Source organism: Clostridium sardiniense, from assembly GCF_019753795.1.
GTDB lineage: Bacteria > Bacillota > Clostridia > Clostridiales > Clostridiaceae > Clostridium > Clostridium sardiniense.
The window spans coordinates 17,151-43,883 of record NZ_JAIKTU010000005.1; the positions used below are offsets into that span (position 1 = coordinate 17,151).

24 protein-coding genes are annotated in these 26,733 nt (G+C 29.0%); 4 read left to right on the top strand and 20 right to left on the bottom strand.

Translation table 11 applies throughout. The features are described from left to right. Window positions 1-9 precede the first annotated feature (9 nt). The 7 genes from K5V21_RS06830 to K5V21_RS06860 form a co-directional block, all read right to left on the bottom strand. Window positions 10-609 (bottom strand): V-type ATP synthase subunit E, encoded by a 600-nt coding sequence (locus K5V21_RS06830; protein WP_221860243.1) that lies wholly within the window; start codon window positions 607-609, stop codon window positions 10-12. Between the two features lie 18 nt (window positions 610-627). Then, a complete protein-coding gene (locus tag K5V21_RS06835) occupies window positions 628-1,104 on the bottom strand; it encodes a V-type ATP synthase subunit K (RefSeq protein ID WP_221860245.1) in 477 nt (158 codons plus the stop codon). 27 nt (window positions 1,105-1,131) lie between these two features. Continuing rightward, the gene (locus K5V21_RS06840; protein ID WP_221860247.1) at window positions 1,132-3,081 is read right to left on the bottom strand and encodes a V-type ATP synthase subunit I; all 1,950 of its coding nucleotides are present in this window, start codon (window positions 3,079-3,081) and stop codon (window positions 1,132-1,134) included. Continuing rightward, window positions 3,068-3,394: an ATPase gene (locus tag K5V21_RS06845; RefSeq protein ID WP_221860250.1), complete on the bottom strand. Its 327-nt coding sequence runs from the start codon at window positions 3,392-3,394 to the stop codon at window positions 3,068-3,070. Before K5V21_RS06845 ends, K5V21_RS06840 begins: the two co-directional genes overlap by 14 nt. A gap of 211 nt (window positions 3,395-3,605) precedes the next feature. Continuing rightward, a complete protein-coding gene (locus K5V21_RS06850) occupies window positions 3,606-5,267 on the bottom strand; it encodes a B12-binding domain-containing radical SAM protein (protein WP_221860251.1) in 1,662 nt (553 codons plus the stop codon). A 20-nt stretch (window positions 5,268-5,287) separates the two neighbouring features. Beyond that, on the bottom strand, window positions 5,288-5,785 hold the full coding sequence (locus tag K5V21_RS06855; RefSeq protein WP_221860253.1) for a hypothetical protein: 498 nt from the start codon (window positions 5,783-5,785) through the stop codon (window positions 5,288-5,290). A gap of 117 nt (window positions 5,786-5,902) precedes the next feature. Then, window positions 5,903-7,168 carry a hypothetical protein gene (locus K5V21_RS06860; protein WP_221860255.1) on the bottom strand — a complete coding sequence of 422 codons (1,266 nt, stop codon included), beginning with the start codon at window positions 7,166-7,168 and terminating at the stop codon, window positions 5,903-5,905. Window positions 7,169-7,325: 157 nt separating this feature from the next. Between K5V21_RS06860 and spoVB the strand changes: the two genes are divergently transcribed. Beyond that, complete coding sequence (gene spoVB, locus K5V21_RS06865; RefSeq protein ID WP_221860257.1) at window positions 7,326-8,819, top strand: stage V sporulation protein B; 1,494 nt, start codon at window positions 7,326-7,328, stop codon at window positions 8,817-8,819. A 27-nt stretch (window positions 8,820-8,846) separates the two neighbouring features. On the opposite strand, the gene K5V21_RS06870 is transcribed toward spoVB, so the two are convergent. The 4 genes from K5V21_RS06870 to K5V21_RS06885 form a co-directional block, all read right to left on the bottom strand. Then, a complete protein-coding gene (locus K5V21_RS06870; RefSeq protein WP_221860259.1) occupies window positions 8,847-10,469 on the bottom strand; it encodes a putative polysaccharide biosynthesis protein in 1,623 nt (540 codons plus the stop codon). Window positions 10,470-10,483: 14 nt separating this feature from the next. Then, window positions 10,484-11,455, bottom strand: a complete 972-nt coding sequence (locus K5V21_RS06875; RefSeq protein WP_221860261.1) for an RluA family pseudouridine synthase — start codon at window positions 11,453-11,455, stop codon at window positions 10,484-10,486. Between the two features lie 71 nt (window positions 11,456-11,526). Further along, window positions 11,527-12,711: a M20 metallopeptidase family protein gene (locus K5V21_RS06880; RefSeq protein ID WP_221860263.1), complete on the bottom strand. Its 1,185-nt coding sequence runs from the start codon at window positions 12,709-12,711 to the stop codon at window positions 11,527-11,529. A gap of 130 nt (window positions 12,712-12,841) precedes the next feature. Further along, complete coding sequence (locus tag K5V21_RS06885; protein ID WP_221860717.1) at window positions 12,842-14,857, bottom strand: ATP-dependent helicase; 2,016 nt, start codon at window positions 14,855-14,857, stop codon at window positions 12,842-12,844. A 110-nt stretch (window positions 14,858-14,967) separates the two neighbouring features. On the opposite strand from K5V21_RS06885, the gene K5V21_RS06890 reads away from it, so the two are divergent. Then, on the top strand, window positions 14,968-16,443 hold the full coding sequence (locus tag K5V21_RS06890) for a nicotinate phosphoribosyltransferase (protein WP_221860265.1): 1,476 nt from the start codon (window positions 14,968-14,970) through the stop codon (window positions 16,441-16,443). A 114-nt stretch (window positions 16,444-16,557) separates the two neighbouring features. Here K5V21_RS06890 and K5V21_RS06895 read toward each other — a convergent pair whose 3' ends face one another. Together K5V21_RS06895 and K5V21_RS06900 are read right to left on the bottom strand one after the other, a co-directional pair. Next, entirely contained in the window at window positions 16,558-16,743 is a 186-nt protein-coding gene (locus tag K5V21_RS06895; RefSeq protein WP_204594664.1) for a hypothetical protein, read from the bottom strand. A 148-nt stretch (window positions 16,744-16,891) separates the two neighbouring features. Next, the gene (locus tag K5V21_RS06900; RefSeq protein WP_204594666.1) at window positions 16,892-17,221 is read right to left on the bottom strand and encodes a hypothetical protein; all 330 of its coding nucleotides are present in this window, start codon (window positions 17,219-17,221) and stop codon (window positions 16,892-16,894) included. 367 nt (window positions 17,222-17,588) lie between these two features. Between K5V21_RS06900 and K5V21_RS06905 the strand changes: the two genes are divergently transcribed. Further along, window positions 17,589-17,996 (top strand): transcriptional regulator PerR, encoded by a 408-nt coding sequence (locus tag K5V21_RS06905; protein ID WP_204594668.1) that lies wholly within the window; start codon window positions 17,589-17,591, stop codon window positions 17,994-17,996. Between the two features lie 43 nt (window positions 17,997-18,039). On the opposite strand, the gene K5V21_RS06910 is transcribed toward K5V21_RS06905, so the two are convergent. Next, window positions 18,040-19,248: an extracellular solute-binding protein gene (locus tag K5V21_RS06910; RefSeq protein ID WP_221860267.1), complete on the bottom strand. Its 1,209-nt coding sequence runs from the start codon at window positions 19,246-19,248 to the stop codon at window positions 18,040-18,042. Between the two features lie 84 nt (window positions 19,249-19,332). Here K5V21_RS06910 and K5V21_RS06915 point away from each other — a divergent pair, with 84 nt between their 5' ends. After that, window positions 19,333-20,247 carry a hypothetical protein gene (locus K5V21_RS06915; RefSeq protein WP_221860269.1) on the top strand — a complete coding sequence of 305 codons (915 nt, stop codon included), beginning with the start codon at window positions 19,333-19,335 and terminating at the stop codon, window positions 20,245-20,247. Window positions 20,248-20,384: 137 nt separating this feature from the next. Here K5V21_RS06915 and K5V21_RS06920 read toward each other — a convergent pair whose 3' ends face one another. From K5V21_RS06920 to clpX, 6 genes are all read right to left on the bottom strand, one after another. Further along, complete coding sequence (locus K5V21_RS06920; protein WP_221860271.1) at window positions 20,385-21,065, bottom strand: hypothetical protein; 681 nt, start codon at window positions 21,063-21,065, stop codon at window positions 20,385-20,387. Window positions 21,066-21,205: 140 nt separating this feature from the next. Further along, entirely contained in the window at window positions 21,206-21,505 is a 300-nt protein-coding gene (locus tag K5V21_RS06925; protein WP_245000672.1) for a hypothetical protein, read from the bottom strand. Window positions 21,506-21,541: 36 nt separating this feature from the next. Then, window positions 21,542-22,201 carry a hypothetical protein gene (locus tag K5V21_RS06930; protein WP_221860273.1) on the bottom strand — a complete coding sequence of 220 codons (660 nt, stop codon included), beginning with the start codon at window positions 22,199-22,201 and terminating at the stop codon, window positions 21,542-21,544. A 174-nt stretch (window positions 22,202-22,375) separates the two neighbouring features. Next, window positions 22,376-22,972 carry a ribosome biogenesis GTP-binding protein YihA/YsxC gene (yihA, locus tag K5V21_RS06935; RefSeq protein ID WP_204594674.1) on the bottom strand — a complete coding sequence of 199 codons (597 nt, stop codon included), beginning with the start codon at window positions 22,970-22,972 and terminating at the stop codon, window positions 22,376-22,378. Between the two features lie 15 nt (window positions 22,973-22,987). Then, window positions 22,988-25,297 (bottom strand): endopeptidase La, encoded by a 2,310-nt coding sequence (gene lon, locus K5V21_RS06940; protein WP_221860275.1) that lies wholly within the window; start codon window positions 25,295-25,297, stop codon window positions 22,988-22,990. Window positions 25,298-25,424: 127 nt separating this feature from the next. Next, a complete protein-coding gene (gene clpX / locus K5V21_RS06945) occupies window positions 25,425-26,723 on the bottom strand; it encodes an ATP-dependent Clp protease ATP-binding subunit ClpX (protein ID WP_204594676.1) in 1,299 nt (432 codons plus the stop codon). Window positions 26,724-26,733 lie beyond the last annotated feature (10 nt).

Below are 26,733 nucleotides of genomic sequence, written 5' to 3' on the forward strand. Positions count from 1 at the left end.
CTCTCCTCCTTAATTAAATAAAACATTTGCTACTTCAAATTCTAATTCATCTCTTGATGAGTTAACTAGGTCTTCGAAAGTATTGTTTATTTCTATGCCATCCTTTTCTAAGATAAATCCACCTTTGAAGTTTCTTACTTCATTACTTACAGTAAGTTCTCCCTTTTTACCTTTTGACTTTAATTCACTATTTATTTGAACAAGTAGTGTTCCGTCTAGTACTGATTTACCTTTTTCATTTAAAATAATTTTTTCATCCCCAGCTATATCTGAGCTTAATATCATATCTTTAATGAACTTTTTCATGTCATTATCAGACATTTTACATAATTCTTCTATACTTTGCTCAAAAACTGAATCTATTACAGATTGTTTCGCTGCAAGTTTTTCATTTCTTGCCTTAAGTTCTGCACTTGAAACAATTCTTTCATGTCTTGTTTTAGCTTCCATCTTTGCTTTTTCTACCATTACTTCTTCTTCTGATTTAGCAATAGCTTCCTTTTTAGCAATTATCTTAGCCTTTTCTTCATTTGCAGCCTTAAGAATACTGTCCTTTCTCTCTTCCGCATCTTTTAAGATTTTAGAAGTAAGATTATTTACGTTTGACATAACTTCACTTCCTCAATATTAAAACTTAAATACTAATAAAATTGAAACAACGAATCCTAATAATGCATAAGTTTCAACCATCGCTGCAAAGATAATACCTTTTGTAGTTTGTTCTGGTTTTTTAGCTAATATTTGAACACCAGCTGCAGCTGTCTTACCTTGAGCTATACCTGACCATAATCCTGCTATAGCAACTGGTAAACATGCAAGTAATAAGTATAAACCATTTTGGAATGTCATATCAGGTGTAACTTTTAAGAAAACTAATAACCCAATAACGAAACCATATAAACCTTGTGTACCTGGTAATAATTGAAGTACTAACGCCTTACCAAACTTTTCTGGTTGTTCTGTCATTAATGAAGCTGCTGATTGACCAACTAGTCCAACCCCTTTAGCAGAACCTATTCCTGATAAACCTACTGCTAATGCAACACCTAAAGTCGCAAATACAAATCCTCCATTTTGTGTAAAAAACTCTATCCAAGTATTCATTTTAAAATCCTCCTATTTACTGTAAAATTAAATTTCTTTTTTAATATCAATATATTTGTCTAATGTTTTAAATGGCTTAAATGGCTTTCCGCCACCTTCATAGAATTTTGAGAAGTACTCAACATATTCTAATCTACATGTGTGAACATATGCACCTAATAATGATAATCCTAAATTAAATAATTGTCCTAGGATAAATATTACTGGTCCAAATATGAAGAACGCTACACCTGGGAACATACCTATAATAAGGTTAAGTGCACCAGCTATTGATCCTCCTGCAAGTCCTAAAGCCATAAGTCTTGTATAAGAAACTAGGTCTCCGATATATCCTGTTATTCCATATAAAGAATATAATCCTTCTCCTAGTTTACCACCAACTGATTTCATATGTCTTCCTTGTGTAACAACTATTAGTACCATACCAATAATCATACACCACATACCTATTGTTTTTACAATACCATTTCCAGCAAATGATCCAAATCCAAATACACCTATTGAAACTAATGTAATAACCCATGATCCTACATCACAGAAAGCATCAAATGGTCTACCATTTCTTATAAGTACATAAGCTTTTATTCCTAGTCCAAAGAAGATTTGGATTACCCCAAATGCAACTGACATAATAAGAATTGTTGTTACATCTTTATTTGTATCTATAAGAGCTGGTAATGGAAGTAAATCTCCAAAGAAAGCCCCATATATAAATCCAAATAAAATTGTTGGGAAGCTTAAATAGAAGAAGAACTTAGCAAATTGTCTTTGTCCTTTATCTAACTTAAGTACCTTTAATGCAACTATTGAACCAATAAGTACTAGTAATCCATAACCAACATCTGCAACCATCATTCCAAAGAATATTAAGAAGAATGGTGTTAGAAGTGGTGTTGGGTCAATTTCATCGTATTTTGGCATACTATACATTTCAGTTATGTTTTCAAATGACTTGTTTAAATCATTGTTTTGTAATCTTATAGGAACATCATCTATCTCTTCGCTCTTTACATCTTCAAATCCAAGATAGTAATCTTCTCCTAGCGTATCCTTAACGATTTTCTTAAAGTCCTCGTTATCTGATATCGCTATCCATCCTTGAATTAAGCTTACTTTATCTGTTTTTAAGAAATGAGTTTTAACAGTCTTTCTTTGATAAACATTTGAATAATATTCAAACGCTAACTCTAAAGTTTTAGCCTCTTCTTCAAGTATTGATAATTCTTCTTTGATGAAGAATTTTTCTGATTCTATTTTCTCAATTCTGTCCATGCTTTCATGGATGATTCTTATTGGAGTATCTTTTTGTTCAGTTTTAAATCCACTAAATCCAAAACCTCTTAAAATATCCTCAACTTGATCCTTATTATCCTTATAAGCTAAAACTAATAAGAAAATATCATCACTATTTACTGATATTGTTTCTACATAATAATCAGATAAACTAGACATTAGTTCATTCTCATATTGTTTAGAAACACTTCCTAAGAAATAAGGTGTCTTAATACTCTTTAACTCCTCAAAAGATACGTCTAATCCTTCTAAAGGTTTTAGAGATTCTATAACCCCTTCTAGCTTAGTCTTTTCATTTTCTAGATTTGCAAGATGAACTTCCTTCTCTTTAAGCTTTTCATATAAATCTTGCCAGTTACTTTTATTAACTGATTCTTTTAATTCATTTAAAGTTAAAGTTCTTTTACCTTCACGCATTGCTTTTAATCCTGATTTTTGAGGTACGTAAGTCCTTAAAAAGTCTAGGGCAAATCTAGCTTTTGATAATTCTTCTTCACATTTTGCAAACTCTGAATCAATATTATCTTTAAATAACTCTTTTAATTCTTTGTTATCTTCAAGGTAGTCTTCGTTTTGAAGATTTATGAATTCTACTTCAGAAAATCCTTGCAACTTTTCTAAAAGAGCATCTTTCTTTGATTCAAAGGCAAGCAAAGTGAATTTATTCATCTTAACTATTGCCATGAATCTTCACAATCCTCTCAATCACTAATTTTACAGCATTATTTCTCTTATCTTCTTTCATGTCATAGATATCTTGGGCATCTTGCTTTCCCTTTAATAAAATAGGTTCAGCTTCTTTATTACCAGCTTCAACAGCATCATTCATTATACTATTGCACTTGTCTTTAGCTCCTCCTATAACTTTATTATAGTTCTCACTAGCCTCTATGGTAGCCTTTTGAACGATATCCTTTGCCTCTGCATTTGCAGCTTTAACCATTTCTTCTGCTTCAGCTTCTGCTTTTTTGATTTCTTTTATTGCTTCTAATGCCAAAATCTCACCACCTTTTCGCTTAAATGTGTAATAATATATGAATTAATACTTAATATAGTATTAATTACTTTTTAATTTATAATTCTAATTATACACTTTTTAAGGATAATTTCAATAAATTTCTTCACTTTTATACATTAAAATATTAATCAAGTGTGAATAATATAAATTGCTATTAAACATGTATACTTTTTCACGACTTTTTATTTACTTATTTGTCTAAAAATATAAAGTTTTTACTATTATTTAATAGTGCGTATTTATTTTCGTATACTACGCCTCCACTTTCTATAAACTTAAGTATATCAACACTAAATTTCTCTACACTATACTCTCTAAAGGAATACTCATCTCTCAAGGAATCCTTTATTTCTTTTTCTTCCTCTTTTGAAAGATCAGCCTTTATATAATCTGGAATTCCCCTTCTCTTATTATGTAATAAATACTCATATCTTATTACCTCTTTAAGTAGACCATTATCTTCCTTTAATATTTCTTCATTAAAATCTAAAAATAATTTATAATATTCATTATTTCCTATACTCCTATCAAAGTATCCTTTTTTATCATAAAACACAGCTAATTCATGAAAAAACTTAAAAGGTTCTGTAAACTTAGGGTAAAAATAGTTTAGTATATTATTGAACTTTTGGCTATTATAATATTTATCTACCATATGTTCAACTTTCTTTAAATCTATTAATTCAAAATAACTTATTTTATCTGTACTTAATATTTCATATGGAGGATATGGTGAATATTTCATATCATAGTTCTTACTTTCTTCTCTCATAGATGAACCTTTAAGTAACTTTAAAAATCCTAATTGAATTTCTTCTGGCTTAATTGAGTGGACGTCATTAAAGGACTTCTTGAAAGAATCATAATCCTCTCCTGGAAGTCCTGCAATTAGATCAAGGTGCTGTTTTATATTTCTTATAGATAATAACTCTACTACTTTTTCTTTTATATCACTAAAGTTAACAAATCTATTTATATTAGAAAGCACTTCATCATTTGTTGTTTGCACTCCAACCTCAAATTGGAATCTTCCTTCTGGGGTATTTCTTAAAAGTTCTATCTCTTCTTTTTTTAGAATATCTGCTGAAATCTCAAAATGGAATTGTGTCTCTGTATCACTCTCTATTAAGAATTTCCATATTTCCATAGAGAATTTATGATTACAGTTAAATGTTCTATCTACGAATTTGACTAATTTAACTTTTTTATCAATAAAATATTTAAGCTCCTTAAGCACTCTTTCAGTTTTATGGAATCTAACTCCATGAACAGTTGATGATAAACAATATTTACAATTAAATGGACATCCTCTTGAAGCTTCATAATATACAATTTTATTATCTAAGTCTTCATCTTCTTCATAAGGAAATACTAATTCATCCATAGACATAAGAGGTCTACTACCATTAAATTTAACCTCTCCACTTTCCTTATATACTAAGCCTCTAATTGTATTTATTTCTCTTTTACCTAATTTGTACTCTATAAATTCCCTGAAGGTTTTTTCGCCTTCACCTTCTATTATATAGTCTCCAACACTTTCTCTTAAGAAAACCATACTATCATATGATACCTCAGGACCTCCATAAAGTATTTCAATATTTTTGTCTACTCTCTTTATTAATTCTGAAAGTCTTTGTATCATCTCTACATTCCAGATATAAGTTGAGAGTGCTACTACATCAGGCTCTTCTTTGATTATTTCTTCTAAGATCCTCTCTTCTCTATCATTAATTGAAAATTCTCTTATTTTGCACTCACAAGGCATATCCTTTGTAAATGCTTTTAAGTATCTAACAGCTAGATTACTATGAATAAATTTTGAGTTTATAGCTGTAAGTAATATTTTCATATACGTCTTCCTCTCTAAAGTTATATTTTTATTCCTCTAATGAAATAAATATCTTCCCAAACTTTAGTTTCTTCTATTTTGAAAGTTTTTTCAAGGATTTTTTTTGTTTCTTCAAAACTTGAAGACGAAAATAGATTATTGTTTTTTATTCTGTACTCTCTTATATCTCCTTTTGGTAATAGTACCTTAAGTTTACTATCTACTAACTCTCCTATATTTTTATTTATATCCCATATATATATACTTCCATCTTTCTCTAAATAATCTGATATTTCATTAATTAGTTTCTCTCTTTTATTTATATTCCATAAGGAGTTTAAATTAAAGAAAAAAGTGCATGCATCATATTTACTATTCTGTAACATACTTTCCTCTTCTTTTTCAACATAATCTACTGCAATCTCACTTTTAGCTTCTTCCGAAATACTATTAATAATTCCTAAGCTTTCACAGGCGACATCTAATATGTTTCCTTCAATCTTAATATCTTCAAAATTTAAAACTAATGTTTTTCTCAAGGTTATCCTCCCCCTAAATATATTATATTTATATATTACCATTTATTTACATAAGCATAAAGAAAAAAGTGATTAGTATTGTAACCTAACTAATCACTCATTAATTTTTTATTTAAATTACTTTTTTCTTTTAATTTTACTAATTATTATAACAAGAGCTACTATCATTATTGTTAAAGAAAATATAGCAACTCCATAAGGTATACTTCCCCCTATTATATTTTCATTCTTTATTAATCTATATACGCAGCCTTTACCGCTATCCAAAAGAATACAGTCATTCTCCCTAAATACTATATCCTCTATTTTGCTATCCTCTTCAAGTTCCAATATTTTAGATAAAATCTTTTTATCATCTAATGAATAAATACTTTTTTCCTTATAATCATAAAAAATTATAGAATCTTTGTCTAATAATTTACCTTCTTTATCTACAGCTAATTTTCCTAATGAATTAACTGAGCTATGCTGGTAGCTAGGTGTTTGTCCTATTTTTTCTGGTGGATTTTTTATTAAAGGTTCTATTATTTTATCATTTGTAAATCTTGGAGATGTAATAGGATCCCCTCCGCTAAAATCTGGCCATCCATACCAAAGGCCTTCAGTTATCTTATATATATAATCTGTATCTCTAATTGCTCCCCGCTCTCCACTTTCTTCTATACCACCAACTGTAGCTAAAATTTCACCTCTACTATTTATATCATATCCTTTTATACTCTTTATTCCCGATGCAAATAGACTATACTTGCCAGTATTTATGTCAAATTCAATTATAGATGCAGTTCCTATCTCTTCCCCTGATATCTTTTCTCCGCTACTACTCTTTACTCCATAATCTTTAAAAGCTCCTGTATTTTCTTTTCCGTAATTAACTCCATTTAGCTCTAAATTTATAGGAGATATGTCCTTTTCTTCTCCTTCTTTTGCAACTCCTGCATTTGTCCTAGATCCTATAGAAATTAAAATTGAATTATTTTTAACTAATAAGTTCCTATACATATTCTCTCCATATGGTAATCCACTTTTTAAAATTTCACTTTCACCATTAGAATCTATAAGTATAAAATTTTCATTAGATAATAGATATATATTTCCATCTTTATATACCATATCTTGTATGTTTAAATCAGAGTCTTTATATACTTTATCTATTTTATTTTTTTTATTAATTTTTACAATTTCATTTTTTAAAGATATATAAACATCTGAACTTTCTCCAATTACTAGAGCTGTAGCACCCTCACACCCCTTAATCAATAAATTACTATCTATACCTTCTTTAATAATGTTAAGTCCATATCTATTTGAATAAGCATATATACCAAGGGATATACCAACTATAAAAATTGAGCAAATAAAAAATTTAAAGAATCTCTTCATATATTCCTCCATCTACTAACCTTATACTTGATTTATATTTTACTAATGCTTAGTAATATTCCTATTATTTTAATTTATAGTTTTTATTAAATAGATTGTATAATTTATACTTTTCTTGAATATGCTTTACTGTAGTTTAAAGGGGTGAACATTTATTTTGGCTAATGATAATTTTTTTAGAAATTCTTTCATACTAACAGCTTCTAATATAACTACAGGTTTATTAGGGTTTGCATTCTCCATATACTTATCGAAGATTTTAGGAGCAGAGGGCATTGGTCTTTATAATCTTATCATGCCTATTTATAATCTCTTCATTTGTCTTATGACAGCTGGAGTTGTAGCTGCTCTATCTAAGGTATCAGCAGTTTATTATGAGCGCAGGGAAACAAATAATCTTACTAAAACAATAAATACAGTTGCTCTTTTCAATATTATATGGGCTCTTTTAATAGGAGTTTTTGTATTTTCCCTTGCACCTTTGATTGGAAAATATGGAGTAAATGATGTTAGAACTATAAACGCAATTAAGGTTACTTGTCCAGCAATGGTATTTATTTCACTTAGTAATATTTTAAAGGGATATTTTTTAGGTGTATCTAAAATTAAAGTACCAGCTCTTGTGGATATATTTGAGAAAGGTATGAGAATAATAACTATTACGCTTTTAGTATATGCTTTTAGTACAGAAAACTTAACTACACTTGTAACTTTAGCATATGTCTCTTTAGCAATTGGAGAACTTCAAAGCTTAATATTATTGTTCTTTTATTACAGAAGATGTGTTTCTAAATTACCTAGATCAAGTGCTCCAGCAGATGGTAGAGCTCAACTACTTTTCAATGTTTTAGTTATATCACTTCCATTATGTATTAATGGTTTTCTTAATAATATTTTTTCTACTTTATCAACTTTAATTGTGCCAAGAAGGCTTATAGCCGCAGGATTTACCTATTCTGAGGCATTATCACTAATAGGTAAATATACAGGTATGGCAATTACGTTAATTGGTATACCTCTTATAGTTGTTGGGTCTATAAACTCTCTTCTTATACCTGACTTATCCCAATCTTTAAGTAGAGGTGATAATTACTTTGCATCTATACGAATACGGAAAGTTATGAAAATAGCTTTTTTACTTGGACTATCAACAACAGTAATTTGCTCCTTGATTCCATATGAACTAGGTAATTTATTTTATGGTAGAGATGATCTTGGTGGTTATATATTTATGGCATCATTATCAGCACCTATATTCTTTACCTCTTCAACTATGTTTGGAATCTTAAATGGATTAAATAAGCAAGGTATTATCGTTAGAAATTCTCTTATAATAGCATTTATTGATTTAATATGCTTATTTATATTTACATCTATTCCAAGTATAAATATTTACGGATATAGTCTAACTTTATTTATAACATCTTCAATATGTTTACTTATTAACTTATATGAAGTGAAGAAGGAGATTAATGTGGATATCTCTTTGATTAATGTGATAATTTTTATATTATTATCTATATTAACCTTCTTAGTTTTAAACATATTTATAAAGAAGTTCTTATTCCCACTTGGTACAGCTGAAATACTATTAGTTGTATTAATAACATTTCTTATTTTTATTTATTATTCAAAATTTGGAGAAACATAAAAAAGTGTAGGGAATCCCCTACACTTTCTACATTAATTTCTTTCTTATAAATCTTGGAAGCATTGTATATATTCTTGGTGATAGTGCTTCTATATCTAATTTTCTTATTCCACCCAAAGAAACCATTATATATAGATATACTAATCCACCTATTCCAACTAATAATATTGTATAAATTACTGTGTATAAATACATAACAATTTTTGAAGTTCCAATAAATCCACCTATAATTAATATAGGTTGTTTTAAAATAAGTATAACAATAGCCATACATACTGATGCAATTATTGGTTTAACACAATTCCTTATAAGTGGCACTTTGTATCTGATACTTCTTGTAAGTATCCTATGATTTATAATTACCGGTACAAAGAAACTTAAGAAGTTACCAACTAAAACACCTAATATATTTATTGATGGAATTCCAACTAAGATATAGTTTGCAATTATCTTAATTACAATACCTATTGCAAATGACATAATCATTGGATAGAACTGACTTATTCCTTGAAGTATTACACTCTGCACCTGAGCAATTGCTGTAAATACCAATATAAATGATCCATACTCCATAATATAGGCCCCTTTATCACTTTGATAAAGTAATGTATATATATCAGTATTTAAAACTGCAAGTCCTATAGCTGCTGGAACAGTTATTGCAAATGTAACTCTAAATGCAAAGTTTGCACTTCTTCTTATTGATTTTCTATCCTTTAAAGCCGATGCTCTTGAAACTGCTGGTAGTACTATTGTAGTAAGTGCAGTAACTATAATAAGTGGAACTCCTATTAAAACTTTATAGTTATATAAAAGTCCATAAAGTGAGTCTGATTGTGTTTGCGTGAATCCAGCATGTATTAACCTACGACTGACATTCATCATATCAACCATACCACCAAAATTTTGTATACCTGCACTTAGCGTTATTGGAAATCCATATCTAATTAATTTTCTTAGTATAGTTTTTGAAGTAATTCTCTTTCCTGTCTTTGGCGAATTATATGCTACTTCTTCAAATTTTTTCTTATCATATATATACACAAGATAAAATATGGCAACTATAGCTCCAAGAGAAGTACCAACAGTTCCTCCAGCAGCTCCCATTTGTATAGTTATATGATAAAGAAGAAATGCAAATAATAAACTTGTAAATACGTTTAGCAATTGTTCTAGCACTTGTGATACTGCTATTCCAGTCATTTCATTTTTCCCTTGGAAATAACCTCTATACGCTGATAATATAGCAGTTAGAAAAATACTTGGTGCTAAAAACATTATTGCAAAAGTAGAGTTTTCTATTTCGCCTACCTTAGCAATTGGATAAGCTAAAAGTAATAATATTATTGTAAGCGCTCCACCAATTAATCCATAAACTTTTCTTGAAATTTTTAAAGCCTTAACCGCATCTCTCTCATTCCCTAATGCCCTGAGTTCAGCTACAACCTTCGCTACTGCTGGTTGGCATCCCATGCTTGTTATTGCATAAACAAACATGAAAATGTCATAACTTCTCGAATACATCCCTACGCCTTCTACACCAATAATTCTATTTAATAACGGAACATAAAAAGCTGATAGGACTTTTGCAAATATTCCAGCAAGAGATAGTATCATAAACCCTTTAGTAGATGATGATTCTTCCCTCATTTTTAATCCCCTATCTATAATCTGATTTTAAATGTATCATGCTTAATTTTTTTGAATATAGGTGGCAATGCTACTGTTATAACTTTATTCTTCAAGTAATCAAGCTTTCCATCTACATTTTTAAAGTTTAGCTTATATGCATATAAAAATTGATAATCTAATCCATACTTATTTAAGAAATATGAATTTAACTTTTTATCCCCATATTTACTATCACCTATTATAGGATTTCCTATATGTGCAAGGTGTGCTCTAATTTGATGGCTTCTTCCTGTTATTAAATCAATTTCTATAAATGAGAAAGCTCCATCACTTTGAATAGTTTTAACTTCCATAGAAATTTCTTTTGAATCTTTTACTTTTTTATCGTATATTCTTGATATATTAGCTTCTTCGTTCTTTAATATGTACCCTGTATAAAGACCATCCTTTATTCTTCCTTTAATTAGAGCGTTGTAGTATTTTTTAATTCTACCTTCTCTAATTATTTCATTAAGTTCTCTTAAACCTTCAAAATTCTTACCAAAGACAACTATACCTGACGTATTTCTATCAAGTCTATTACATGGAGCTGGAGTAAATGTTACTTCCTTCTCTGGAAGATAATCACCCTTTTCATTTAAATATGATAAAACATAATCAGTAAGTGTAGGTATCTTCTTATTGCTGTCAGGATGTACTAACACTCCTGGCCACTTTTCAACAACAACCATATTGTTATCTTCGTAGGCTACTTTTAATCCACTTGGATCAACCTTTACAAAGTTCTCCTTCTTTTCTGTCATCTTTTGACTTTGTATATATCTAACTTCAACTACATCATTTACTTCTAATGTATATTTTTCCTTTTGTTTCTTTCCATTTACTCTTATATCACCTTTTCTTAAGGCCTTAAAAATTGCACTTAATGGAACATCTTTAAGCAATTTTCTTAAGAATTTATCTAATCTTTGTCCCGCTTCATTAGCACCTATTTCTATTCTCACTATATAATCACTCCTAATTAATAAAACTCTTTCGTGAATCTTTTTCTACATTGTTATAGATTAATATTTATTTACTCTATTGTCAAATAATTAAATGCTGCTTCACATTGAATTGCAACACCTAAAGGTATAGCATCCTCGTCTATATCAAATAAACTGCTATGTGCAGATCTGAAAGTTCCTTTACTTTGGTTTGCAGTTCCTAAAAAATAAAAAGCTGCATCTCTTTCCATTGCAAAGTATGCAAAGCTTTCAACTCCCATACTTGGAGCCTTTTGTTCTACTACATTTTCACTTCCAAGAATCTTTATAGCTGCATCTTTAACTATATCCACACACTCATCATTATTTATAAGGCATGGATAGCTCTCTTCAATTATTACTTCTGCGCTTCCTCTTCCTGTCTTAGCAATGCCTTCTGATACCTCACAAAGTCTTTCACAAACGAACTTTCTATCCTCTGGGGTCATAGTTCTTATAATCCCTGTAATTTCTGCTTCTCCTGGAATTATATTTTGAGCTGTTCCTGCATGAAAACTCCCAACTGTTATAACTGATGGATTAACAGGAGAGATTTCTCTACTTACTATAGTTTGTAATGTTGATACTATATTAGCCCCTATTACAATTGGATCTACTGTAGTGTTAGGTGATGCTCCATGACCACCACTTCCTATTACCTTAATTTTATAAGGATTTGAAGCCGCATTTACAACGCCCTTTTTTATTTTAATTTTTCCACATTCTAAATCTTCAGTAACGTGAAGACCAAATACCTTATCTACTCTTGGGTTTTCAAGTACACCTTCCTCTATCATTACACTTGCACCACCAGTTGTTTCTTCTGCTGGTTCAAATAATAATTTAACATTTCCACTGAATAAGTGTTTATTTTCATTTAATAATTTAGCTACTCCTAAAAGTATTGTAGTATGTGCATCATGTCCACAAGCATGCATTTTTCCCGGAACCTTTGAGCTATATTCACATACCTTCTTATCTTGTATTGGTAGCGCATCCATATCCCCTCTTAATGCTACAGTCTTAACTGCTCCCTCTTTTGTTCCTTTTATAAGTCCACATACTCCAGTTCCAGCAACTTCTCTATATTCTATACCTTCATTTTTTAAGAAGTCCTTTATTAATGTAGAAGTTCTAACTTCTTCAAATCCTACTTCTGGGTGCATGTGTATATCTCTTCTAATGGCTATTAAATCTTCTTTTATTTTATTTGCTTCATCTCTAAAATTAATCATTCATATTCCTCCTATATCTTCATAACTTATCTATACATTTCTCTTATTTACATCTTATTTTAAAATTCAACATATTAAGTATACCATCTTCTTAGTAATTTAGATGAAATTTATTTTAAATATTCACTTATCATTCTATGATCATTATTAAGTTTCGTTCTAAAAGAACTTTTATAGAAAAAGTTCTGCTTATTCCATCTTGAAATAATATCTTTACTCTATCACCTGAGCACTCATCTATAATTCCTGGTTCTCTTCTTCCATTATGATAAACAGTGGTTCCTCTTTTAAATTCATGTGAAATTTCTTCTTCACTTTTAAATTCCGTTTCTTTTATAAATCTAGATGTCTCTTTAAATTTACCCCCTTTTGTTTTTGGTGATGATATATATAAATTATCTATAGCTCGTGTTATACCAACATAGAATAATCTTCTTTCCTCTTCTATATTTTCTTCCCCAGCAGATACATGTGGAATTGTATCCTCATTACAGTTTACAAGGAATACATTTTTAAATTCCATTCCCTTAACTCTATGTATAGTACTTAAAAGAACTCTATCTTCATCTGTTTTATTTCTAGAGTTTTCAATTTCTTCTTTTACAGTATCTATGTGAGAGAAAAATTCAGGTATTGTCTTAAACCCGCTTGCTGATATTTTAAACTCTTCAAGTATTTCTTCTAAATCATCGATACTTTGATTGAATTTCTCACAGTAAGCTTTTAAATGATCTAAATACCCTAAATCACTTACTATAAATTGTATTGCACTGCTTAATGATAATTTAGATAAATAATGTATATCTTTTTTAAGGTCATCTAATTTCTTTATTTGAAATGGCGGAATATCTTTTTTTTCCATTAATATATCAAAAGGAGTTTTATGTTCTCTAAAGCCCCTTACATATTCTAAATTATTTTTGCTTACATATCTAAATGGCTTATTTATAATTTTTATAAATGCTCCTCTATCATAAGGATCTATTGATAACTTTAAATAGGTTAAAATATCTTTACATATAAAATGCTCAAAAAAATTATATTCTTTATCTAATAATGTAAATGGTATTCTCTTTCTAGTAAATACATCTATAAAAGTCATAGCTTCCATATTAGTTCTATAAAGAATTATATTATCTCTATAAGAATATCCTTCATTTTTTATAAGTGACTTTATATCATCTACAATCCCCTCTCCTTGTATCTTCTCATCATAAGGAGTAGAAACCTTTATAATACCACTCTCTTCTTTATTCGCTATTATTTCTTTCTTATTTCTTTCTTTGTTATATTCTATAACATTTTTAGCTCCATCTATTATATTATTTGAACTTCTATAATTTTTTGAAAGAAAGTATTTCTTACCACCCTTAAATATATCATTAAATATAACCATATATTCAGGCTTAGAACCTCTAAATGAGTATATGCACTGGTCTTCATCTCCAACTGCAAAAAGTGAATTCTCTTCATCTTCATTCATCATCTTTAAAAATTCGATTTGAAGCTCATCACAATCTTGAAACTCATCTACTAATATATATCTAAATAAACCTCTATATCCCTTTCTAAGTCCTTTATTTTCTTTTAATATTTCTAATACTTTTAAAGCTAAGTCATCAAAATCCCAAAGATTATTATCTTCTTTATATTGATTATAGATATTTAAACAATCTTCAAATATCTCTTTAGTTATAGACGGTTTAAAGTCTTCTAAACTTATTCTTGAATTTTTAAATAATGATATGTTATTTATTACTTCTTTTATTTTATCTTCATTTATATCATCAAAATATTTTTTCAAAACTGCTTCAACTAATCTATGTGCCTTATAAGATTCTATTATATTTATTTCATGCCCTTCTCTAAGTAACATTTTATAAAATAGGCCATGGAATGTACCAAAGAATGGTGAATAATTTGTTTTAAAAGCTTTTATATATCTATCTTTCATATTAAGTGCTGCCGCTTTTGTAAAAGTTATAACAATTATATTTTTATTATACACTTTAAGGTCATTTACAAGATGATTTATTCTATTTATTATAACTGTAGTTTTTCCAGAACCAGGAGCTGCAACAACTAATATATTTCTTTCTTTTGCATTAACTGCTTCTTTTTGAAATGAATCTAATTGCAATAAAATTCCCTCCTTCTTTCTTGATTATTGCCACATCTTATAGGGAATAACTATATTGTAATAATTCTATTTAAGTTGTACAATAGTTTTAAGTATTTTTTTAGAGGAGTTGACTTATGGACAATATAACAACTTTTAACGTTAAAGATGATAGAAATCTAACTATGTTAGTTGATTTCTATGAATTAACTATGGGAAATGGTTATTTTGAAAAGGATATCCAAGATAAAATTGCTTATTTTGATATGTATTTCAGAAGAGTACCAGATGGCGGCGGATATTGTATTATGGCTGGAGTAGAACAAATAGTACAATACTTAAGCTCATTAAAATTTACAGATGATGACATAGCTTACCTAAAATCTAAGAATATATTTTCTGAAGGCTTTTTAGAATACCTTAAGAGTTTCAAATTTACCTGTGATGTTTGGGCAGTACCTGAAGGAAATCCAGTATTCCCAAATCAACCTCTAGTTACTGTTAGAGGACCTGTTGTTCAAGCTCAATTTATTGAAACAATGATTCTATTAACTGTAAATCATCAAACTCTTATAGCTACAAAAGCAAATAGAATTTGTAGAGCTGCTGATGGAAGAACTGTTATGGAATTTGGATCAAGACGTGCTCAAGGATATGATGGTGCAATCTATGGAGCAAGAGCTGCTATGATTGGAGGTTGCCATGCAACTGCATGTACAATTGCAGATCAACGTTTCGATATTCCTGCAATTGGAACTATGGCTCATAGTTGGATTCAATTATTTGATACAGAATATGAAGCCTTTAAAACATGGGCAGAGGTTTATCCTGATAATTGTCTACTTTTAATTGACACATATAATGTTTTAAAATCTGGTTTACCTAATGCTATAAAAGTATTTGATGAAGTACTAAAACCACAAGGTAAAAGACCAACAGGTATAAGAATAGATTCAGGTGATATAACATATTTAACTAAGCAATGCAGAAAACTTTTAGATGAAGCAGGGTATAGTGATTGTAAAATAGTAGTTTCTAACTCCCTTGATGAACACATTATTAGAGATGTACTAAATCAAGGTGCTTGCATAGATTCATTTGGTGTGGGTGAAAGACTTATAACTGCAAAATCAGAACCAGTTTTTGGAGGCGTTTATAAATTAGTTGCTGTTGAAAAGGAAGGAAAGATAATTCCTAAAATAAAGATAAGTGAAAACAATGAGAAAATCACTAATCCTGGATTTAAAAAGACAGTAAGAATTTTTGACAAAACTACTCACAAAGCAATAGCAGATTTAATAATGCTTCATGATGAAGTTATAGACGAAAATCGTCCATTAACAATTTTCCATCCAATACATACTTGGAAAAAGAAAATAATTAAGAATTATTATTTAAAAGATTTAATGGTTAAAATATTTGATAAGGGAACTTTAGTATATGATTCCCCATCAGTTATGGATATTAGAGAATATGCTATTTTAGAAAGTGAAAAACTTTGGCCTGAAGTTTTAAGATTTGAAAATCCCCATAACTACTATGTTGATTTATCTGATAAGCTTTGGTCACTAAAACAAACTTTATTACATTCAACAACAAATTATTATTCATAGATAAATAATTGAATATTATAATGAAAATTTTTAGTATTTTAAGTTATAAAATAAAGCAACATTGATATTTTAATGTCAATGTTGCTTTATTACTTTTAATTACGTTTCAATATCTTAAATAAATTCATCCTCACCTTGGAACTCATTAGCATCTATTAAATCACTAAATTTTAAATTCGTTCCATCTAGATATTCTTTGAATATGCATTCCTCTTCCTTACCCAGATCTTGATTCATAGGACATTCAGTATTACAACCTATATTTTCCTCTTCTGATGACCAAAACGGACACTTTCTCATACTTCTCCCCACCTTGTAAACGAATCCACATTTTATACCACTTCATTATATAATATCATCAAAGAAAAATAAAGTCTTTTCTTACATTTTTTTAAAATTTTGTAAATAAAATAATAGCCACACGATTTCTCGTGTGGCTATTATTTTCTTATCTTAAGCATCCAGTATTTTTTCCCACTGAAATATCAATTATTTCATTTTGGAATGCTTTTAATAAGGCTTTTTCAAGAACTTTTTGTTGATCAAAATTCTCTATATTTTTGCATATAGCAAATACCTTATTAGTCTCACCATTTATATTTCTATATGTAAGAGTAACATTCGGTTTATCATATTCTACATTTAATATTTTAATACCCCATGATATTTGTGCAAAATCATTATCGATATTTAACTTAGTTAACTCTTTTAATTTCTCTTTTTCTTCTGTAGGATCATTTACTATTAATAATTCATCTCCAACTTTATATTTAGCCATAACACTTCCTCCTTTTAATTCTCTTTTCAGTAATATCTTAGCACTTTAAAATATTACTTTCAACTAATTATTACCTTTAAACAATAAATTAACTTCTTATTAAATAATTTAAAAAATAAAAAAAAGATAGAACAGATTTAACTGTTCTATATAAAATGAAATGAACACGGAATTTGTTAATCAATTAACAACTTTGTTTATATTTTAACATTGTTTTCTTTATATAGCAAGGAAAATTTTTTAAAATTGTTAGAAAATTTAATTAATATCTATTATCTACAAATTATAGTAATTTATTAACAATCGTTGACTTTATATATTTAAAAAGATATAATATGATTATTATCAAGTTAAGGAGTGTATAGGTATGGATAATATTACTGCTATTTTCAAAGAAAAAAAGCTTAAATTAACACCTCAAAGACTTGCTGTTTATAAATATTTGATGAGTACAAAAGAGCATCCATCAGCCGAAGTTATATATAAAGCTATTCAAACTGACTTCCCTACAATGAGCTTAGCTACTGTTTATAAAGCATTAAAAACTTTAGTTGAAGTTGGTTTAATACAAGAATTAAACGTTGGTGAAGGAAACTTTAGATATGATGGAAATATAGACTCACATCCACATATACAATGTATAAATTGTGGAAGAGTTGATGATTTATTAAATCTTTCTTTTGATCACTTAAATTCAGAGGTAGAAAAAAACTCAGAATATAAGATTTTATCTAATCAAACTTATTTTTACGGTCTTTGTAAGGATTGTCAATAAAATTTTATTAAAAGCAAATCTATTATAGATTTGCTTTTATTTTTTATTTTCCTAATACTCTATCCCATTCCTTCCCATCATATTGCCCACTAAGAATTTTTTTACATTCTTTATCTATTTTCTTAATATTCTCATTTGATATTATATTAATATAAAACATATTTATTTCATTGGCTACCCTGATTCCATTACCCATCTTCCTTTGTACACCTTTTAAATTACTATCCGCTTCTCTATTTCCTGTAACACAATTTTTTTTACTTAATTCTCTAAAAGGATTTGATTCAATAAGGAATCTAAAAAAATCATCTACAGAATCCGTCTTTAAGCTACCAATAACCGAGCATAATGTAGCATCCATCCCAACAGTGGTGCTTATATTTTTATTTTCTATAGGCATCTTATCTATTAAACCTATTCCCTTTTTATTTGTTATATCTTCTGATGATAATGTTGTTGTTAAAAGGACTGGTATTTTCCCTTCATTAAATTCCTTAATAACAGCTTCATCACTTTCAATAAACATATCTTCCCTTATTACATTCTTATTATATAAATCATGCAATATATCAAAAATCTTTTGACCATTTTCTATATAATTAATCTTTTCTGAAAGATTACTTGCTTTATCTACCTTATACAAGTCATAAGATATTGTATCATTAGCAACTAAACAACTCAAGAGAACTTCTTTACTATATTGACTCTTTATATAAGTAGGTATTTTTATATTCTTCTCTCTTAACTTAGTTAATATTTCTATATAACTATTTTCTTGTATTTCTATTTCCTTACTTTTTAAGGCCTCTTCATTATATATAAGATCTATTGAATATGGAGTAATTCCAATACCATAATATTTTTCTTCATCCATTCCATATAAATTATTTATGGGGAAAAATTTTTCTTTTATTTTCTTTTCCTTAAATAAATAACTTAAATCTCTTAAATAATTTTTATTTTTATAATCAATAAAATTATATCTATCTAATAGTACTAAGGAAGAATCCTTTTTTTCATTTATATTTTTTTCTATTTCTTCAATATCATTTACAGGAATAATATTAATTTTAGTTCCCTTCTCCTCTTCATATTTCTTTATTAAATCAGTTATACAATTTATTGATTTTACATTTTGAGCATTATAGTACAGATTTACGCTATCCACCTCTTCATTTTTTTTATTACCACAAGCTGTTAATAATGAACTTAAACATAGTAAAATCAGCATTAAGCTTAATTTTTTTTTCAAATTTTACACCTCCTTTATTATAGTTTGCCTAGTTAATCATTAAATTATATATATTTCATATACTTTATTGAGGAGGTTTATACCATGAAAAATAAAATTACTAAAAACTCTATTATATTAATTTTTATTTCTTTAATTATTATAATCTTATCTATAATGTATATAATCTATATTATGGATAAGCCAGTAATACAAGTAAATTCTCCTATTATTATAGATAGTGATGCAAATATTGATTTAACTGGAGATGGAATATCTGAAAATATAAAAATATTAGAATCTAATAATCATAGTGACATTCAAATAACTACTCTTAAAGAGACTATTTTATTAAGCTCATTAATTTCGGACAAGCATTTATCAGATTATAGTAATTCTTATAATATGAATGTTTTTATATTAAACATATCAAGGGATAATAAACCTGAAATATTAATTCAAGGATATAAAAAAGATCTACCTATAGCATACTTATTCGCATATGAATCAGATAAGTTCGTATTAAAACTTTCTTCAAATGATTCAATTGTAGGTTTAATAGATTCAAATATGAATAGAACACCACAAATACAATTTTTTGATAAATCTAACCCAAAATCATCTTTTAAAAATTTCATGCTTATAAATAATAATTTTGTAGATATAAGTAAAAACTCAGAAATAGTAACTGACTATGATAAAATTTTAAAATTTATTAATTTAGTTACACTAGATTATGAGGTTACAGACTATCCTGATATATTCTATAAATATATTGATAACTCTATTCTGTCAAAGATATGGCAACTTAATAAAGATGAATTTACGTATTCTTTTAAGAATTCATTCTTCTATGATAATAAAGTTGATAATAATGGTTTAATTGAAAATATTAGATGGAATATAGTATTTGAAAGAATTAACAAAATATCATCTAAAAAAAATGAAATATTCTTTGAATTAGATTTCTCTAGAGAGAATGGCACAAGTTTCAATATATCTAATATTGAAATAAAATAAAAGGCCGCTAATTGCGGCCTAAAAGGGGGATGGGGGGGGGAGCTATATTAAATTTATAATTCAATATAGCCTGTAGGAGAATACTTTCTCCGGTACAATTATATTATTAACCCTATCCCATATTTTTATACAAATTTTTAATCTAAATCTCCTTTTTTATATAATCCTATTATTTTATCAACGAATTCCACTCTTTCACTAGATACAGAATTTCTTAGTGCAAGTAGCATATCCATATTAGGATCCCCCGTATTATACTTATTTTTATTTCTAGCTCTGTTATTGTTTCCATTGTTATTTCTATTGTTATTACCATTATTGTTATTGCCATTAAAATTATTCATTCTAGTAAGTTGATTTAATATAGCCATAGGATTCATATTACCTAGTGGTCCCATTTGTCCCATCCCATTATTCATATCATTACCATTGTTCATTCCATTTCCGTTATTCATATCATTACCATTGTTCATTCCATTTCCGTTATTCATGGTATTGCCATTGTTCATTCCATTTCCATTGTTCATATTCATTGCAATATTATTTAATATTTCCATAGGATTCATTCCATTTCCATTATTATTGCCATTATTATCTCCATTACTATTCATTGAATTTAAAGGTGGAAATGAACTCAAATCTATTCCTTCCTTTTCCATAGATGACATTATGTTCTTTAATTTATCCTGATCTATATTCCCCAGCATATTCATAAGTTGATTTGGATCTATTCCAAATGGATTATTCGCTAAATTATTAAATAGAGATTGCTGATTCTCATATGAATCATTTTTACTTTTATGTCTCTTTTTTGCCATTTCAACCCCTCCCAAAGGACTGTTCTAGTTATATTGTATGTAATAATGTGCATATTTGTTATTATTTTTGCGCATTTTTTTGGAGGGCTAAAAGCCCTCCAACAATCACCAATTATATACAATTGATTAATTTGTTTATATTAGAATCTTCCGCTGCCGCCGCAGCCACATAATAATACTATTATTATTATTATCCACCAGATTCCAAATCCGCCGAATCCGCCGCATCCATTATTACAGCCATCATCTCCGCATCCACATCTATTATTTCCAAATCCGCCGCAGAAGATTAATAAAATTATTATCCACCACCAGCCGCCAAATCCGCCATCACAGCCGCAGCCTCCATATCCACCACCATATCCACCATAAGGTGCAGGTGCTTGAGCATAAGGTGAAACTACAACAGTTCTATCGCAACAACATTTTTTGTGTGACATATTAAATTCCTCCTATATCTTTCTCTTTTAATTTAATTAACAATTTCCAAATCCACATCCGTTATTTCCACAGCCACATCCGTTATTTCCGAAGCCACCGCAGAATATTAGTAAAATTATTATTAACCACCAGATGCCTCCACCACCAAAGCCACATCCGCCATCAAAGCCACCGTAGCCATATCCTGGAGCTGAAGCTGGATAATTGCCATATCCACCTAGTCCATCCATACATTCTGGTACATAGACTGTTTGTTTACATTTCTTAAATTTAGGTTTTTCGCAACAACAACAACAACAGCAATCATTATATCCCATATCATATCCTCCGTATCCGCCGCTATTTCTGCCTCTTCCGCAGCAGCAGCATAATATTATAATTAATAAAAACCAAGAATTGTTTCCACATCCGCCGAAGCCACCGAATCCGCAGTTTCCACCACATCCACAGTCACAATTGTTATTATCGAATCCAAAATCACAATCATTGAAGTTGCAATCATCATTGAAATTGCAATCATCATTGAAGTCGCAATCATCGAAATTACAATCATCATTGAAGTTGCAATCATCGAAATCACAACTATTATTGCGATCGCATCTTTCATCGAAATCATGATCTTTTCTTTCGAAATCACAATCGTCGTCGCACTCGGAACAATCATTGAATCCATTTAGGATATCATTAATTTCCATATGCTTCTTCCTGACCTCCTTAAATTTGATTTTATTTAGTTTTTATACTATATACTATTCTTCCCTAAATAATTTGACACTAAATTTTGAAATTAGTCTAAAGTTCTACAAAAGAAAATAAGGTTCTAGTAAAAGTTTATATAACTTTTACTAGAACCTTATATTAATATGATTTTATTCAGTATCTTGTGCTAAATCTCCAAAAAGATTGTCAATTAGCTGTTCGCTACCTTTTTTATTTAATGATGAGAAGAAATAAAGTTTATCTTCTTTTGTAAGCTTTAATGTTTCTCTTATTATCTTTTCACTTTTTCTTAAGCTATTATTTGATAATTTATCACTCTTTGTTGCAACTACTGTTACATCATATCCATAGTGTTTTATCCATTCATGCATCATTACATCATCTGCAGTTGGTTTATGTCTTGAGTCAACTAGAAGAACAACTCTCTTTAACTCTTCTCTTCCATTTAAGTATCTTTCAATAGTTTGACCCCAGCTTGCTTTTTCAGTTTTTGATACTTTTGCATATCCGTATCCTGGTAAATCAACAAGATAGAAATCATTATTGATTAAAAAGAAATTTATAAGCCTTGTTTTTCCTGGTGTCTGACTCACTTTTGCTAATTTTTTTCTATTTGTAAGAGCATTTATTATTGAACTCTTACCAACATTTGATCTTCCAACAAATGCTATTTCCACTCTATCATCAGTTGGATACTGTTCTTTTTTAACTGCTGATATAATAAATTCTGATTGCTTTATCCTCATAGGTATCATCTCCAATTACTGCATTATTGCATTATTTAATACCGTATCAATTTGTTCTGCCACTATTATCTTTAAGCCTTTTTTAATTGAAGCTGGTATCTTATCTACATCTTTTTCATTATCCTTTGGAATAATTATAGTATCAATTCCAGCTCTAACAGCTGCAAGTGACTTTTCCTTAAGCCCTCCGATTGGTAATACTCTTCCTGTTAGAGTTACTTCTCCAGTCATAGCAACATTATGCTTAACCTTTTTATTTGATAAGGCTGATACTAATGCTGTAACCATAGTAACTCCTGCTGAAGGACCGTCTTTTGGAACAGCTCCTTCTGGAACATGTATATGGATATCCTTATTTTTATAAAAATCTAAATCAATTCCATACTTAGAAGCATTAGCTCTTACATAGGTAAATGCGGCCTTTGCAGATTCTTGCATTACATCTCCGAGCTGTCCTGTTAATTGGAGCTTACCGCTACCTTCCATAACCATTGCTTCTACAGGTAATGTATCTCCACCATAAGCAGTCCATGCCATTCCAGTAACCACTCCTATTTTATCTTCTTTATCTACTCTATCATAGCTAAATGCCTTTTTACCTAATAGACTTTCCACTTTTTTAGAATTTATACTCATACTATCTTTATTCTTTTTAAGCATTTCGGTTATAGATTTTCTAATTAATGAAGCTATAACTCTAGTTAAGCTTCTTACTCCTGATTCAAGAGTATAGCCTTCAATAACCTCTCTAATTGAAGAATCACTTATTTTTATCTTATCGTCTTCAATATTGTGTTCTTTTAAAGCCTTAGGTATTAAATATCTTTTAGCTATTTGGAACTTTTCTTCATAAGTATAACCTGATACCTCTATAACTTCCATTCTGTCAAGTAATGGTCTAGGTATTGTATCCAAACTATTTGCTGTAGCTATAAAGAACACATTAGATAAATCCATTGGAAGTTCTAGATAGTTATCTCTAAAATTAAAATTCTGCTCACTATCTAATACTTCAAGTAATGCATCTGATGGATCACCTTTGTAATTTGAACTGATTTTATCAATTTCATCAAATAATATAAGAGGATTATTTGTCTTAGTTTCTTTCAATGCGTAGGCTATTCTACCTGGTATTGCTCCAACGTAAGTCTTTCTATGTCCTCTTATTTCTGATTCATCTTTCATACCACCTAAAGCTATTCTAGAGTACTTTCTATTCATAGCTTCAGCTATTGACTTTGCAATAGATGTCTTACCAACTCCTGGTGGTCCAACTAAACAAAGTATTGGGCCCTTCATGCTCTTACTCATTTGCTTTACCGCTAAATATTCTATAATTCTTTCTTTAACATCATCTAAACCATAATGTTCTTTTTGAAGAACTTCTTCTGCACTTTTTATATTTATAGTATCTTCACTACTCTTATTCCAAGGCATGTCCACTATCCAGTCTAAATATGTCTTTATAACAGCTTCTTCAGAACTTGATGCTCCAGCTCCTCTTAATCTATTAAGCTCATATTCTGCTTTTTCCTTAACTTCTCCTTGAAGATTCGCTTCTTTAATTCTCTCTTCATACTTAGTTATTTCACGCTTTGATTCATCATCTTCCCCAAGCTCTTCTTGTATAACCTTTAGTTGCTCTCTTAAGAAATATTCCTTTTGACTTTTATCAGTCTTCTCTTTAACTCTATCTGCTATTTTCTTTTGAATCTTTATAATTTGAATCTCTTCTTCAATCATTTCTAGAAGTCTTTCAAGTCTCTTCTTTAAATCTATTGTTTCTAATAATTCTTGTCTATAATCTTCTCTTGTAACAGCCACAGAACTTACCATATCTATAAACTCGTGTATTTTATCATCAAGTTCTACAGCCTTAATAATATCTTTTGAACTCTCTCCTGTGAGCTTCATAAACTTTATAAATGTTTCCTTTAAAGATTTTATGTAAGCTTCTATTTCAATATTATCTATTTTTTCTTCTTTAATTCTCTCTAATTCAACTTCTAAATAAACCTTCTTTGCCTGATATTTTTTTATTTTAGCTCTTTCTTTACCTTCAACTAAAACTCTTATTACATCATCAGGTAATTTAATTATCTGTTTTATATCACATATCGTTCCAAATTTACTTATATCGCTTTTTTTTGGATCATCTATCTCTACACTTTTTTGTGGCGCTAAAAAAATCTTTTCTCCATTTTGCATTGCAGCCTCTATAGCTGCTTTTGATTTTTCTCTTCCAACATCAAAATGAGTAACCATATTCGGGAAAATAGTTATCCCTCTTAGAGGAATTAAAGGAAGAATATTTTCGTTTGTCATACCTGTCTTCCTCCAATCTTCATCATTATTTTTATTAGACCTAATAAGTATACCATAACCATAACTTTTTTCAATAATTGTAATCCTATAAATAAAAAAACACTCTTTATTAGAGAGTGTTTTCTATTTATGCTGTTTCCATATCTTCTTTATTCTTTGATGATTTATCAACAAGCATAGGTCTTACTTCACCTTCTGGTAACCTATGAACCTCAGGTTTTTCACCTTTTTTGATGGTATCTTCCGTTATAACTACTTTTGTAATTCTTTCATCTGAAGGAATTTCAAACATTATATCCATCATCATTTCTTCTATTATAGCTCTTAACCCTCTAGCACCTGTGCTTCTACTAATAGCTTCTTCAGCTATTGTATCTAATGCTTTATCTGTAAATTCAAGATTTACATTATCAAGTTCAAATAGCTTCTTATATTGCTTTACTAGAGCATTTTTAGGTTCACATAGTATTTTAACCAAAGCTTTCTTATCTAGAGATTCCAAAGTTACTAATATAGGTAATCTTCCAACAAATTCAGGTATTAAGCCAAACTTTAAAAGATCTCCTGGCATAATCTCTTTGAATACTACTCCTAAATCTTTTTCTTGCTTTGATTGAATTTCTGCTCCAAAACCAATTGAACTTTTTCTTGTTCTCTTTTCAATTATTTTATCTATTCCATCAAAAGCTCCACCACAAATAAATAATATATTTGAAGTATTTATTTGTAATAATTCTTGATGAGGATGTTTTCTTCCACCTTGTGGTGGTACTGAAGCAGTTGTTCCTTCTAATATTTTAAGAAGTGCTTGTTGAACACCTTCTCCTGAAACATCTCTTGTAATTGATGGATTTTCTGACTTTCTTGCAATCTTATCTATCTCATCTATATAAATAATACCTTTTTCTGCTTTTTCTATATCAAAATCAGCATTTTGTATTAATTTTAATAAGATGTTTTCTACATCTTCTCCAACATATCCAGCTTCTGTTAATGTCGTTGCATCTGCAATTGCAAATGGAACATTAAGAACTTTAGCTAATGTTTGAGCAAGTAATGTTTTACCTGAACCTGTTGGTCCAAGTAGTAATATATTACTCTTTTGTAATTCTATATCATCATTTGAGACTTTCTTAGTATTTATTCTCTTATAATGATTGTATACTGCAACAGCTAATGATTTTTTAGCTCCTTCTTGACCTATTACATATGAATCAAGATATTCTTTAATTTCTTGTGGTTTAGGTAAATCTTGAGAAACTACATCACTAGTTTCTTCAAATTCATCTTCTATAATTTCTGAGCATAATTCGATACATTCATCACATATATAGACTCCCGGACCAGCTATTAATCTTTTAACTTGATCTTGATTCTTGCCACAGAAAGAACATTTTAACTGTTTCTTTTCTTCGTATTTAGCCATATTTTCACCT

Coding starts and splice junctions, on each gene's coding strand:
- K5V21_RS06830 (WP_221860243.1), bottom strand. CDS start 609: ATGTCAAACGTAAATAATCTTACTTCTAAAATCTTAAAAGATGCGGAA.
- K5V21_RS06835 (WP_221860245.1), bottom strand. CDS start 1,104: ATGAATACTTGGATAGAGTTTTTTACACAAAATGGAGGATTTGTATTT.
- K5V21_RS06840 (WP_221860247.1), bottom strand. CDS start 3,081: ATGGCAATAGTTAAGATGAATAAATTCACTTTGCTTGCCTTTGAATCA.
- K5V21_RS06850 (WP_221860251.1), bottom strand. CDS start 5,267: ATGAAAATATTACTTACAGCTATAAACTCAAAATTTATTCATAGTAAT.
- K5V21_RS06860 (WP_221860255.1), bottom strand. CDS start 7,168: ATGAAGAGATTCTTTAAATTTTTTATTTGCTCAATTTTTATAGTTGGT.
- K5V21_RS06870 (WP_221860259.1), bottom strand. CDS start 10,469: ATGAGGGAAGAATCATCATCTACTAAAGGGTTTATGATACTATCTCTT.
- K5V21_RS06880 (WP_221860263.1), bottom strand. CDS start 12,711: ATGATTAATTTTAGAGATGAAGCAAATAAAATAAAAGAAGATTTAATA.
- K5V21_RS06890 (WP_221860265.1), top strand. CDS start 14,968: ATGGACAATATAACAACTTTTAACGTTAAAGATGATAGAAATCTAACT.
- K5V21_RS06895 (WP_204594664.1), bottom strand. CDS start 16,743: ATGAGAAAGTGTCCGTTTTGGTCATCAGAAGAGGAAAATATAGGTTGT.
- K5V21_RS06900 (WP_204594666.1), bottom strand. CDS start 17,221: ATGGCTAAATATAAAGTTGGAGATGAATTATTAATAGTAAATGATCCT.
- K5V21_RS06905 (WP_204594668.1), top strand. CDS start 17,589: ATGGATAATATTACTGCTATTTTCAAAGAAAAAAAGCTTAAATTAACA.
- K5V21_RS06915 (WP_221860269.1), top strand. CDS start 19,333: ATGAAAAATAAAATTACTAAAAACTCTATTATATTAATTTTTATTTCT.
- K5V21_RS06920 (WP_221860271.1), bottom strand. CDS start 21,065: ATGGCAAAAAAGAGACATAAAAGTAAAAATGATTCATATGAGAATCAG.
- K5V21_RS06925 (WP_245000672.1), bottom strand. CDS start 21,505: ATGTCACACAAAAAATGTTGTTGCGATAGAACTGTTGTAGTTTCACCT.
- K5V21_RS06930 (WP_221860273.1), bottom strand. CDS start 22,201: ATGGAAATTAATGATATCCTAAATGGATTCAATGATTGTTCCGAGTGC.
- yihA (WP_204594674.1), bottom strand. CDS start 22,972: ATGAGGATAAAGCAATCAGAATTTATTATATCAGCAGTTAAAAAAGAA.
- lon (WP_221860275.1), bottom strand. CDS start 25,297: ATGACAAACGAAAATATTCTTCCTTTAATTCCTCTAAGAGGGATAACT.
- clpX (WP_204594676.1), bottom strand. CDS start 26,723: ATGGCTAAATACGAAGAAAAGAAACAGTTAAAATGTTCTTTCTGTGGC.